The organism is Rhodococcus sp. PML026 (genome assembly GCF_000963615.1).
Classification (GTDB): Bacteria; Actinomycetota; Actinomycetes; order Mycobacteriales; family Mycobacteriaceae; genus Rhodococcoides; species Rhodococcoides fascians.
This window is the reverse complement of sequence record NZ_KQ031367.1, coordinates 173033-185236: the sequence shown is the minus strand read 5'-3', so window position 1 is coordinate 185236 and position 12204 is coordinate 173033. Positions and strand designations below refer to the sequence as shown.

General features: G+C 65.8%; 10 protein-coding genes. 6 read left to right on the top strand and 4 right to left on the bottom strand.

Annotated features, from left to right (window positions below):
- Positions 1-2: 2 nt before the first annotated feature.
- Positions 3-839: a helix-turn-helix transcriptional regulator gene (locus tag VF34_RS02325; protein ID WP_032375531.1), complete on the bottom strand. Its 837-nt coding sequence runs from the start codon at positions 837-839 to the stop codon at positions 3-5.
- A 102-nt stretch (positions 840-941) separates the two neighbouring features.
- Between VF34_RS02325 and VF34_RS02320 the strand changes: the two genes are divergently transcribed.
- The gene (locus VF34_RS02320; protein ID WP_032375429.1) at positions 942-1700 is read left to right on the top strand and encodes an SDR family NAD(P)-dependent oxidoreductase; all 759 of its coding nucleotides are present in this window, start codon (positions 942-944) and stop codon (positions 1698-1700) included.
- A 22-nt stretch (positions 1701-1722) separates the two neighbouring features.
- On the opposite strand, the gene VF34_RS02315 is transcribed toward VF34_RS02320, so the two are convergent.
- Positions 1723-2025: a CD225/dispanin family protein gene (locus VF34_RS02315; protein ID WP_196249606.1), complete on the bottom strand. Its 303-nt coding sequence runs from the start codon at positions 2023-2025 to the stop codon at positions 1723-1725.
- 194 nt (positions 2026-2219) lie between these two features.
- Here VF34_RS02315 and VF34_RS02310 point away from each other — a divergent pair, with 194 nt between their 5' ends.
- The 5 genes from VF34_RS02310 (at position 2220) to VF34_RS02295 (ending at position 7985) form a co-directional block, all read left to right on the top strand.
- A complete protein-coding gene (locus VF34_RS02310; RefSeq protein ID WP_032375529.1) occupies positions 2220-4493 on the top strand; it encodes a carbon starvation CstA family protein in 2274 nt (757 codons plus the stop codon).
- Positions 4494-4664, top strand: a complete 171-nt coding sequence (locus VF34_RS24480) for a YbdD/YjiX family protein (protein WP_072692145.1) — start codon at positions 4494-4496, stop codon at positions 4662-4664.
- 57 nt (positions 4665-4721) lie between these two features.
- Positions 4722-6188 (top strand): AlkA N-terminal domain-containing protein, encoded by a 1467-nt coding sequence (locus VF34_RS02305; RefSeq protein WP_032375428.1) that lies wholly within the window; start codon positions 4722-4724, stop codon positions 6186-6188.
- Positions 6188-6682 (top strand): methylated-DNA--[protein]-cysteine S-methyltransferase, encoded by a 495-nt coding sequence (locus VF34_RS02300; protein WP_196249611.1) that lies wholly within the window; start codon positions 6188-6190, stop codon positions 6680-6682. Before VF34_RS02305 ends, VF34_RS02300 begins: the two co-directional genes overlap by 1 nt.
- Before the next feature lie 70 nt (positions 6683-6752).
- Positions 6753-7985: an AI-2E family transporter gene (locus VF34_RS02295; RefSeq protein WP_032369674.1), complete on the top strand. Its 1233-nt coding sequence runs from the start codon at positions 6753-6755 to the stop codon at positions 7983-7985.
- Positions 7986-7991: 6 nt separating this feature from the next.
- Here the strand turns inward: VF34_RS02295 and VF34_RS02290 are convergent, their stop codons facing one another.
- A complete protein-coding gene (locus tag VF34_RS02290; protein ID WP_032375427.1) occupies positions 7992-11012 on the bottom strand; it encodes an AAA family ATPase in 3021 nt (1006 codons plus the stop codon).
- The gene (locus VF34_RS02285; protein WP_032375527.1) at positions 11009-12199 is read right to left on the bottom strand and encodes an exonuclease SbcCD subunit D; all 1191 of its coding nucleotides are present in this window, start codon (positions 12197-12199) and stop codon (positions 11009-11011) included. The genes VF34_RS02290 and VF34_RS02285 overlap by 4 nt, the downstream gene beginning before the upstream one ends.
- Positions 12200-12204 lie beyond the last annotated feature (5 nt).

Below are 12204 nucleotides of genomic sequence, written 5' to 3'. Positions count from 1 at the left end.
GGTCACGTGGTGATCGCCGAATTCGGGTCCCAGCTCGCCAGGATCGGCAGGACTTTCGCGGTGCTCGATTCTTCCTCGACGGTATAGACGATCAGACTCTGGTTCGGCGCGCTCGGTGATATCAGAAACTCGATCCCGAATTGCAGGGTGCCCGCCGCCGGGTGCTGGATGATCTTGGTTGCACCCGCGAATTCGGCGACCTCGTGATCGCTCCACCATTGCTCGAAACAAGGCTCGGTCGAAAGCAATTCGTCGATCAGCGCAGTCAACTCCGAATCCCCTGGCCGTCGGGCAAGCTCTCTGCGCAGCGCGGCAACCGAGGCCGCCGCGAACTGCGACCAATTGACGATTCGCTCGCGCGCGATGGGATTGCGAAACAGATAGAGGAACAGCGAATCCCCGGCGGACGACTGCAGACTCAACACCGCACGAACCAGCGCATTGCTGGCCAAGATGGTTCCCGAGCGCCCGAGCAATAGCACCGGCACGTGATCGAGCGCCCGCATCACCTGCAGCAATCCCGGATCCGGTCGCTCCGGGGCGCTGCCGACCGGCACAGCCGGAGATGCGAGATCGAGCAGATGCGCGGACTCCACCTGGTCGAGTTTCAACGCCCGAGCAATTGCCCGCAGCACCTCGGGTGAGACGTTGGCCTGCCGACCCTGTTCGAGCTTGCTGTAGTAATCCGGGCTCACTCCGGCCAGCGCTGCGAGCTCTTCGCGCCGCAGGCCCGGGACCCGTCGCGCACCGGGATAGATCGGCACTCCCGCCTCGGCGGGAGTGATGCGGTCGCGTCGATCACGCAGAAATGCGCTCAGCGCCGACCTGTCGTTGTTCACGAAATCCACAGTAGCCACGCGAGCGATCGCCAACCTGGTCATGACAGACCTAGGTCGAACGACGCCTGGTCCGCTCGATTCCGCGACCGTAGACATGGCGTCATGACATCTTCCAGTTCCACACAACTCCATGGACGCACCGCCGTCGTCACCGGATCGACCAGTGGGATCGGTGCTGCCATCGCGCTCACCCTCGCCGCCCAGGGGGCATCGGTGGTCGTCAGCGGCCGCGACGCCGAGCGCGGCAAAGCCTTGGCCGACCGCATCTCGGAAGCCGACGGCACAGCGGCATTCGTCGACGTCGATCTGTCGGGCAGCTACAACGAACTTCGTGAGTTCGCCGCCCGCACTACCGACGCCCTCGGCGGCCGCGTCGACATTCTCGTCAACAACGCCGGTATCTATCCGGCCACCGCGACAGCCGATCTTCCCGACGCCATGCTCGCCGTCAACGTCCGAGCACCGCACGTGCTCGTCGGTGAGCTCGCACCGGCCATGGCCGAGCGCGGCAGCGGAGTCATCGTGAACATCGGGTCGTGGATGGCCACGATGGGCAGTCCTTTCGCTGCCATGTACTCCGCCACCAAAGCCGCCGACGAGCAGCTCACTCGCAGTTGGGCCGCCGAGTTCGGCCCACGCGGTGTGCGAGTGAACGCCCTCGCGCCCGGAGCCACTCTGACTCCGGGCAACGAGGATGCACGCCAGGTACTCGACGCCATGACGGCCGGAACCCCGGCAGGCACAGTGCTGTCGCCGCAGAACATCGCCGACGGTGTGCTGTTCCTGGTCTCGGACGATGCCGCGATGGTGCACGGAACCACGCTCTACGTCGACGGCGGTATCTCGGTCACCCGCGGGTGAGCAGCACACCGCCGTCGACGCATCACATGTTGGAGACGACCAAGCCGATGAACGCCAGGTAGAGAACGATGAAGACGCCGAAGATGATGAGGGACAGCTTGCCGAAGAACGCCGCGCGCTGCGACGAGTACTGCGCGCCCTGGACATCACCCATCGACCACAGAGGATGGACCTTGAGCGCGTGATTGAACGCGGGGATGGCCAGTGGCCAGAAGAAGATGACTGCCACCACTGCCCACCCTGCGTTCGATGCGGGCAGCGCGGGCGCGAAGGGCTGCGCCGCGGGAAAGGTCTGCTGATGAGTTTGCTCGTACGGTCCCGACATGTGGTGTTCCCCCCGAATGAATGAAGTGATGACACCCGGTACGACGCAGCCCAGGACCATCCGGTTCCAGGCCGCCGCCACTCGGCGCACACGAGTGACCGCCGGGCGCACCGCGAAGTGTCGATTCGAGGACGTGCAAGTGCGTCACGCATAGGGTGATCGCAGTCACACCTGCGACCATGGAGACCCCACACATGTCACTGAAAGCGGCCGACGATCCACACGTCGAATTGCTGAAGACAGACCCCGACCTACCACCTGTCGGAGTCGTCGATTCCCATCCCATGACGCCGATCAAGCGTCTGATGCTCGTCGTGATCGGCCTGCTCGGCGGCGTCGCCTGGACGATCATCGCCATCGTCCGTGGCGAGAATCCCAACGCAGTCTGGTTCGTCATCGCCGCGGTGTGTACCTACATCTTCGCGTTTCGCTTCTACGCCAGACTGATCGAACGCAAGATCGTCTTTCCTCGCGACGACCGAGCCACGCCCGCCGAGATCTTGGAGAACGGCAAGGACTACATGCCGACGGACCGTCGGGTGCTGTTCGGCCATCACTTCGCCGCAATCGCCGGAGCGGGCCCCCTCGTCGGACCGGTTCTGGCTGCCCAGATGGGCTACCTGCCCGGCACCATGTGGATCATCATCGGCGTCGTGTTCGCCGGGGCCGTCCAGGATTTCCTGGTGCTGTGGATCTCGACGCGCCGCAACGGCCGCAGCCTCGGCCAGATGGCCCGTGACGAACTCGGAGTAGTCGGCGGAACCGCCGCGCTGATCGCGGTGTTCGTCATCATGATCATCCTGATCGCGGTTCTTGCTCTCGTCGTCGTCAACGCGCTCGCGGAAAGTCCGTGGGGCGTGTTCTCCATCGCGCTGACCATCCCCATCGCCCTGTTCATGGGTGTGTACCTGCGATTCCTGCGACCGGGCAACGTCACCGAGGTCTCGCTCATCGGTGTCGTACTGCTTCTGCTCGCCATCGTCGCCGGCGGCTGGGTTGCCGAAACCGAATGGGGCACAGACTGGTTCACGCTCTCCAAGGTGACGGTCGCCTGGCTGCTCATCGGCTACGGTCTGCTGGCCTGCATCCTGCCGGTGTGGCTGCTGCTCGCCCCGCGCGATTACCTGTCGACGTTCATGAAGGTCGGCACCATCGCGCTGCTGGCCGTCGGCATTCTCATTGCGCGCCCCGAGATTCAGATGCCCGCCATGACGAGCTTCGCCACCGAGGGCAATGGACCGGCATTCGCTGGATCGCTGTTCCCGTTCTTGTTCATCACCATCGCCTGCGGTGCACTGTCCGGCTTCCACGCTCTGATCTCCTCCGGCACCACGCCGAAGTTGCTCGAGAAGGAAAAGCAGATGCGCATGATCGGCTACGGCGGCATGCTCACCGAGTCGTTCGTCGCCATCATGGCGCTGATCACCGCCTGCGTTCTCGATCAGCACATCTACTTCGCGCTGAACGCACCGGCGACGCTGACCGGCGGTACTCCCGAGACCGCGGCGGAGTACGTCAACGGTTTGGGATTGAGCGGCGGAGACATCTCGGCCGGCGAATTGAGCCAGGCCGCAGCCGATGTGGGCGAGGAGTCGATCATCTCCCGTACCGGCGGCGCTCCGACGCTGGCGTTCGGTATGTCCGAGGTTCTGCACCAGGTGTTCGGCGGAGAATCGCTCAAGTCGTTCTGGTACCACTTCGCGATCATGTTCGAGGCACTGTTCATCCTCACCACGGTCGATGCCGGCACCCGCGTCGCACGCTTCATGCTCTCCGACAGCATCGGCAACCTGCCCGGAGCCTCGGCCAAGAAGTTCAAGGACCCGTCGTGGCGTCCCGGAGCATGGATCTGCTCGCTGATCGTCGTCGCAGCCTGGGGCGCAATCCTTCTCATGGGAGTCACCGACCCGCTCGGCGGCATCAACACCCTGTTCCCGCTGTTCGGTATTGCCAATCAGTTGCTCGCCGCCATCGCCCTGACGGTGGTCATGGTGATCGTCGTCAAACGAGGTCTCTACAAATGGGCCTGGATCCCCGGCATTCCGCTCGCCTGGGACCTCATCGTCACGATGACGGCCTCGTACCAGAAGATCTTCTCCTCCACCCCGGCCATCGGTTACTGGACGCAGCATTCGCAGTTCCGTGACGCAAAGGAGCAGGGCCTGAGCAGCTTCGGCAGCGCGAAGACCCCCGAGGCCATCGACGCGGTCATTCGCAACACGTTCATCCAGGGCACCCTCTCGATCATCTTCGCGGTACTCGTCCTGGTCGTCGTCATCGCCGGAGTCATCGTGTGCGTCAGAGCCGTTCGCGGAGCTGATCTGCCGGACAACGAGGAGCCGGAGGTGCCATCGAAGATCTTCGGTCCTGCCGGATTCGTCCTCACCCCCGCCGAGAAGCAGATCCAGGCCGAGTGGGACGAACTGATCGATGCGGGCACCGTCCGACGCCCCGGGTCGGCCCACTAGATGCGCGGGCTGTGGTGGTGGATCACCTCGGTGATGGGTGATCACGATTACGACCGCTACGTCGCGCATCTGGCCCGGCACCACCCGGGCCAGGAGCCACCGACCGTGCGGCAGTACTGGAAGGACCGGCACGCGGAAGCGGACCGAAACCCAGGGGCTCGATGCTGCTGACACGGTGCTGTCCGATTTCCGCTAGCACTGGCGGGATCGCGCTGACACAGTAGGAGCATGAGCAGCGAACGGCAGGTGCAAGAACTGGACTTCGATCGGTGTTATCGCGCGGTCTCCTCGCGTGACGCACGGTTCGACGGCCAGTTCTTCACCGCCGTCTCCACCACCGGCATCTACTGTCGACCTTCCTGCCCGGCGCGCACCCCCAAGCCCGGCAACGTCTCGTTTTTGGCCACGGCAGCAGCGGCCCAACAATCCGGCTACCGCGCCTGCCGACGTTGCCAGCCCGACGCCACTCCCGGTTCCCCACGATGGAACATCCACTCGGATCTCAGTTCTCGTGCGATGCGGCTGATCTCCGACGGAGCCGTCGAGCGCGGGGGCGTGGACGGCCTCGCCAGCACCCTCGGCTACTCGAGCCGCCAACTGACTCGCGTTCTGACGGCAGAAGTGGGTGCCGGGCCGCTCGCGTTGGCTCGCGCCCATCGCGCGCATACCGCCCGCACGTTGATCCAGACCACGGACATGTCGATGGCCGACATCGCCTTCGCCGCCGGCTTCTCGAGCGTCCGCCAGTTCAACGACACCGTCAAAGAGGTCTTCGCCGTCGATCCGACGACCCTGCGGCGAGAAGCGCACCGCTCGGCCGTACCTACTGCGGGTGGCACCGTCACGTTGCGACTGCCCTACCGCGCGCCGCTGGACCGCGGCTGGGTCGAGTGGTTCCTGCGAGGCCATGTGGTCGAGGGCATCGAATCGTTTTCCGACGACGGCGAATACGTGCGTTCACTGCAGTTACCGCACGCTGCCGGACTGGTGGCACTGCGCATCATGGACGGATTCGTCAGCGCCGCACTGACTTTGCAGGACATGCGCGATCTCGCTCCCGCCGTGGCCAGGATCCGACACCTGCTCGATCTCGACGCCGATCCACTTGCCGTCGACGAGGCCCTACGCGTCGACCCCCAGCTCGCGCCGAGCGTCGACGCCCATCCGGGTATCAGGGCACTCGGGGTCGTCGACGGGGCGGAGATGTTGCTGCGCACCGTCATCGGGCAACAGATCTCGCTGAAGGCTGCGGCGACCCACACCGCCAGGCTCGTCGACGCGCTCGGGGCACCACTGGATTTCGGCGACGGAGGCGTCGGACGGCTGTTCCCCGACGCTGCCGTCATCGCCGAACGCGGCCACGAGGTCCTCACCGGCCCGGCGGCTCGGGTCCAGACCGTCATCCGCGTCGCCGACGCCATCGCGTCGGGAACGGTGACATTGCACCCCGCGCGGGAGGGTCCCGATCTGGAACGAGAACTGCTCGCGCTGAAGGGAATCGGGCCGTGGACGGCCCGCTATGTCGTCATGCGAATGCTGGGCGACCCCGACGTTCTGCTCGACACCGATCTCGTTGTCCGCCAAGGCGCGCAGGCGCTGGACATTTCTTTGAAGAACTCCCAACGCTGGGCACCGTGGCGTTCGTACGTCTCGATGCACCTGTGGATCACCGCACTGGAAAGAAGGCAGGCATGATGGCCACCTCCGCAACGCAGGACACCCCTATCGGTCCGTTCACCACGATCGTCGACGCCGATCAGCGCGTGCTGGCGTCGGGCTGGACCGCCGATGTCGAGCAACTCCGAGTGTTGATCCATCCGACGTTGCGACCCACCGATGTCCGCTCGGCGGCCGACCTCGGTGCCGTCACCGCAGCTGTCGACTCCTACCACCGCGGCGACGTCGACCGCATCGACGACATCGACGTCGCACAACGATCGGGCGAATTCCTGATGCACGCCTGGGACGTGCTGCGCACTGTCGAACCCGGAGCGCCGGTGACGTACTCCGCGTTCGCGGAATTGTCCGGACGGCCGACGGCGATTCGCGGTGCCGCGTCGGCGTGCGCGCGCAATGCCGCCGCCCTGTTCGTACCGTGCCACCGAGTGGTTCGGATCGGCGGTGCGCTCGGTGGATTCCGTTGGGGACTGCCGACGAAGAAGTGGCTGTTGGCCCACGAGGCGCTCTGACCGACACCGCGTCGGAGTGGGACGTTAAGGTTCTTCACGAACCGCCACCCGCCGAATGTGAGGACCCACCGTGACCGAATCGGCAGTTCCCGGCAGTACTGCGAAGCCCGCGAAGTCCGGACGAGATCGCGGGGACCTCATCGGAACCGGTGGCCTCTGGCTGGCGAAATGGTCGCTCATCCTGATCTCCATCGCGGCCGGCGCGTGGGTGTTCGGTTGGCTGATCGGTCATCTCTGGGTGATTCTGCTACCGGTTCTACTCGCGGTGATCGTGGCCACGGTTCTGTGGCCACCTGCGAAATTGATGATGCGCCTTGGTTTTCCGCCTGCGTTGGCATCGTCCGTGTCGCTCGTGGTGTTCTTCGTCGTGATCGGCGGGGTCATCACTCTGATCATTCCGTCGGTGGCCGAGCAGGCTCCCGAGTTGGTCGATCAGGCGTCGGGCGGCATCGGTCAGGTGCAGGACTGGCTCAAGGGACCTCCGCTCAACATCGGCGACGACCAGATCGACAATGCGGTATCGGCAATCGTCTCGCGGCTGCAAGACAGCGGCGACGTCATCGCGACCGGCGTGTTCAGCGGCGTCTCGGCAGCCGGTTCCATCCTCGTGACCCTTGCCCTGGTGCTCGTGCTGTCGTTCTTCTTCGTCAAGGACGGCCCGAAGTTCCTGCCGTGGCTGCACGGATTCTCCGGCGGCCGCGCGGGACGCCATCTCGGCGAAGTCCTCTCCCGCATGTGGGTGACGCTGGGCGGTTTCATCCGGACCCAGGCCATCGTCAGCTTCATCGACGCGTTCTTCATCGGGCTCGGATTGGTGATCCTCGGTGTCCCGCTGGCATTGGTGCTCGCCACCCTGACGTTCCTCGGTGGCTTCATCCCCATCGTCGGTGCGTTCGTCGCGGGCGCTCTCGCTGTGCTCGTCGCATTGGTAGCCAACGGTCTGACGACCGCGTTGATCGTGCTCGCGATCATCCTCGCGGTGCAGCAGCTCGAAGGCAACGTGCTGCAGCCGATCCTGCAGAGCCGCAGCATGAATCTGCATCCAGCGATCGTGCTGCTCGCCGTCACCGGAGGTAGCTCGCTGTTCGGGATCATCGGCGCGTTCCTCGCAGTGCCCGCCGCGGCGGTGGCTGCTGTGCTGATTCGCTACGTCTCCGAACAGATCGACGAGCGATCGAACGAGCCCGATCAGGACGAGCTCGAGGATCAGATCCCCGCACCCGAGGGACTGACCGACGAACAGGCCGGCCTCGAAGATGAGGACGAGGACGAGGACGAGAAGGCTACGACGGAGAAGAAGTAGCTCCGATCAGGACGCAACGACCTGCAGTGTCGAGCCCGCGCGTCCACGCTTGACGTAGAGGCGGCTCGGAATGCGCTGACGCATTTCGTCGACGTGACTGACGACTCCGACGACGCGGCCGCCCGCACGTAATTCGTCGAGCACGGCCATCACCGATTCCAGCGTGTCCGCATCCAGCGTGCCGAACCCCTCGTCGATGAACATGGTGTCGAGAACGACCCCGCCGGATTCGGCGGCCACGACATCGGCGAGACCCAGCGCGAGCGAGAGCGACGCCAGAAACGCCTCGCCGCCCGAGAGCGTCTTGGCCGAACGCACAACACCGGTGTAGTCGTCGCGGATGTCGAGACCGAGCCCACCCCGCTTTCCGCGAACGCCGGCCTCGTCGGAGTGCACGAATTCGTATCGACCCGAGGACATCCGACGCAAGCGTGCCGATGCCGACTCGGCGACGTCCTCGAGACGGGACGCGAGCACGTAGGACCGCAGCGACATCTTGCGTGCATTCTGCCCACGCCCGGCGACCACATCCGCCAAGTTGGCGAGCTCGTCGAACTCGGCGCGTTGCGGCGCGATGGCCGCAGCCGCCACGAACAGTTCGGCGACCAACCGCTCGAGCTCGTCCGCGCGTCGGCGACACTCGGCCACCTCCCCCGCGGCAATCTTCGCCTCGCCGTCCAAATCGGCGAACCGGGCACGCAGCGGATCCAGGTCGATCGGCGGTTGCCCGCTCTGGGCGACGATGCCGGGTTCGAGCAGCACGTGTTCGGCGTGTGCCCGACGCTCCTCCGCGAGACGAAGTTCGGTCTCGATCTGCTCGACGCGGTCTTCGGTGAGAACGGCATCTGCTGCTGCATCGGCGGAATCGAAGTTCGATGCCGATACCCGTCGATCCAGTTCGCCGCGCAGCGCGGCGTGCTGCTCGCTGGCGTCGAGCCAGGCGATTCGCGCTTCCTGCAGTCGGCGGGCACCGTCGATCAGTCTCTCGCACTCGGCAATTCGCTCGGTCAACGATGTGCCTTCGGCAATTTCCTCGGCCACCGACGCTCGCATCTGCGCCACCGATCGCTCGGTGGCCGCGATGCGTTCGTCGAGCGCGCTGCGCCTGGCGACGAGATCCTGCAGCGTGACCGCCAGCGCATCCGACTCGGCGCGCAGCCGGCGCAGCTCGGTCGTCGCTGGATCGAGGTCGGCGGCCCTCGCTCGGGCGTCTCGGACGGCAGTCGTCGCCGCATCGAGGGTGTGAGCAAGCTCCGCGGCGGAGGCTCCGCCCGTCCGGTCGTGCAGCAGATCGACCGCACGACTGGCGTCGGCGACGGCCGCGATCGACCGTTCCAGCTCGGCAGCACACTTTCGCTCCGCGACAGCGGCCTTGTCCTCCTGCGCTTTCGTGACCGTCGACGTGGCGGCAGCCGCCGGATTCGGATGCTCGGCCGACCCGCAGACGACACAGGGCGCACCGGACTCGAGGCGGGCCGCCAGCTCTGCGGCCATGCCGTCGATGCGGCGTTCGCGCAGCTCGAGCAAATGTTCCCAGGCGCTGTTGCGCGCGGTTGCGGCACGGTCCCTGACGCGTTCTGCCTCGACGAGAACGGCTCGGGTCCGCACCAATTCGAGGGCAGACTCAGCGGCCGCCTGAGCGCGGGCGCACCGCTCGTCCAGTCCCGGAAGCTCGGCAGCGGCCGCGGCTGCGCGGGCCACCCGCGCTTCCACAGCGGCGAGGGTCTCGGGAAGTGTCGCCTGTTTCGTCGTCGTGCGTTCGATGGCAGCAACGGTCTCGGCACGCTGTCTGCGCTGTTCTGCGAGCTCGGCGTCCAGCCGGTCGGCCTCACGGGCTGTTCCGAGCAGCGACTGCAGCCGTGCGACATCGGTGGTCCATGCTCGCACGAACTCGGCAACCACTGCTCGCTCGTCGGCCGGATCGTTCTGCACCGGCGGCCACTGCAGTGCGTCGTGGAAGCGCCTGCCCTCTGCGGACGTCGGCAGTGCCTGTTCCGCGGCGGTCAGCGCTGTGGTGGCCGCATCTGCGGTGGTGGCGGCAAGGCGCAGATCGGCGACGGCGTCGGCGATGGGACCCGCAGCAGCAGAATCGGCCAGTTCCGCGCGTCGCGCTGCTCGGGCGGCTTCGCCGTCCCGGTACTGCGCGAGTTGCTCTTCGGCGATGGCGCGTCGGCGCTGCAGGTCCAGGGCGCTGGTGGCCTCGGCCAGCGCGGCGGACGCACGCCCGGCTGCCGCGTCGACCAGCACCGCACGACCCTGGGCGAGAGTTCTGTTCTGCCGTGCACCGTCCAGAACTCGTGCCGCCCATTCGAGGGGATCCTGGGCCTGCTCACCGGGCGCGGCGGCATCGGTGGACGGCTCGGGTACGCCCGCGGCCTGGGACACTCTGCCCAGCATGATGTCGATGGCCTGGTCGGCGTCGGCAAGACCGGCGGCCAATTCTCGACGCCGCTCAGCGAACCATTCCTCCACGTCGCCGAATCTGCCTGTGTCGAAGAGTCTTTCGAGTAGGTTTCCGCGCTCGTCGCTGTCTGCTCGCAGAAACTTCGCGAACTCGCCCTGCGGCAACAACACCACTTGAAAGAACTGATCGGCACTCATTCCGAGCAACCCGTTGACCGCGTCGCCGATCTCGTTGAGCCGCGTCAGGTTCTGCCCACGCCCATCGAGCCAGGTGAGACTCGCCTTGGCGTGCTGCTTGGTGGTGCCGGCAGTCCTGAGCTTGGGGCGCAGAAACTCCGGACTGCGCACGATCCTGATTCGTCGCCCACCGAGCGTTGCTTCGAGGGTCACCTGCGGGACGGCACCTGTCGCGGCGTGGTCGGACAGCAGCCTCTTGCCCTCCCGCCGTGCTCCGGGAACGGTGCCGTAGAGCGCAAAGGCAACGGCGTCGAGCACTGTCGTCTTCCCGGCTCCGGTCTGGCCGTGCAACAGAAACAACCCGTCGGCCCCCAGCGCGTCGAAATCGACCGTCTCCGTTCCCGCGAAGGGGCCGAAGGCGGTGATCTCGAGTGAGTGCAGCCTCATGCAGCGCCGCGGTCGACGGTGCTCGCCGGTGTGCGCGTGGATTCGGCCTCGCGCTGCACGGAAGCAAGTGCGCGCTCGAAGAGTGCGGACTCGGCTGCGGTGGGCGCGCTACGCATGTCCGTCAGGAACGACGTCGCGATCTCGAGGTCGCTGCGGCCGCGGACACGATCGCGATACCGAAGCCCCCCGTCGTCTTCGGGTCGACGCCACTCGAGATGGATCGCGTGCCGAAAACGCTGTTGCAGCAACCGCATTGCATCAACGGGACGTACCTCGTCGGTCAGCACTGCCGAGACGTAGTGGTCCTCGTATTCGGAAAAGGCTGCGTGAGTGGTCAATTCCTCGACCGTGCCCTCGATGCGGGCGAGACCGCGAACCACCGGCAAGTCCACTCGATCGACGCTGCCGAGCCCGTCGGCGTCGAGTTCGAGAATCCACACGGCCTTACGGTGCGAGCGTTCGCCGAACGAGTACGGCAACGGGGAGCCGGAGTACCGGACCCGCTCGGTGAGTGTCTGCGGAGAATGCAGATGACCCAGGGCCACGTAGTCGACTCCGTCGAATGCCGATGCCGGTGCGGTTTCTATTCCCCCGGACGAAATCGATCGCTCCGAACCTGTCGCTTCGCCGCCGACGATGAACGCATGCGCGAGGACGACGGACCGAACATGTTGCCCTGCTTCGCCTCTCGCTGCGAGGTCGGCGCGCACCAGGTCCATGGCAGCATCGAGCACCTCGGCATGCGTCCGTGCCGCCGGAACGTCGAGTTCGACTCGGGTGGTCTCGGGCTCGAGGTACGGAATGCCGTAGAACGCAACCGATCCGTGCTCGTCGTCGACGACCACCGGGGTCGCGACGCTGCCGACCTTGGTCATCAGATGCAGTCCGCCTGCCGAGGCGAACGCAGCTCCGGCACCCAACCGAGCGGGTGAATCGTGGTTACCCGACGTCGCGACGATGACGGCTCCGGCGGCTCTGATCGCTTCGAGTCCGCGATTGCAGACCACTACGGCATCTGCGCTCGGCACGGCGCGGTCGTAGATGTCACCCGGGACGACGACCACGTCGATCGACTGTGCGGCAACCAGTTCCGCGATGGACTCGAGCACTGCGCCCTGATCGGCCAACAGGTCGACACCATGAAAGGTGCGACCTATGTGCCAGTCCGAGGTGTGCAGGATTCTCATGTCGA

Coding starts and splice junctions, on each gene's coding strand:
- VF34_RS02320 (WP_032375429.1), top strand. CDS start 942: ATGACATCTTCCAGTTCCACACAACTCCATGGACGCACCGCCGTCGTC.
- VF34_RS02315 (WP_196249606.1), bottom strand. CDS start 2,025: ATGTCGGGACCGTACGAGCAAACTCATCAGCAGACCTTTCCCGCGGCG.
- VF34_RS02310 (WP_032375529.1), top strand. CDS start 2,220: ATGTCACTGAAAGCGGCCGACGATCCACACGTCGAATTGCTGAAGACA.
- VF34_RS24480 (WP_072692145.1), top strand. CDS start 4,494: ATGCGCGGGCTGTGGTGGTGGATCACCTCGGTGATGGGTGATCACGAT.
- VF34_RS02305 (WP_032375428.1), top strand. CDS start 4,722: ATGAGCAGCGAACGGCAGGTGCAAGAACTGGACTTCGATCGGTGTTAT.
- VF34_RS02300 (WP_196249611.1), top strand. CDS start 6,188: ATGGCCACCTCCGCAACGCAGGACACCCCTATCGGTCCGTTCACCACG.
- VF34_RS02290 (WP_032375427.1), bottom strand. CDS start 11,012: ATGAGGCTGCACTCACTCGAGATCACCGCCTTCGGCCCCTTCGCGGGA.
- VF34_RS02285 (WP_032375527.1), bottom strand. CDS start 12,199: ATGAGAATCCTGCACACCTCGGACTGGCACATAGGTCGCACCTTTCAT.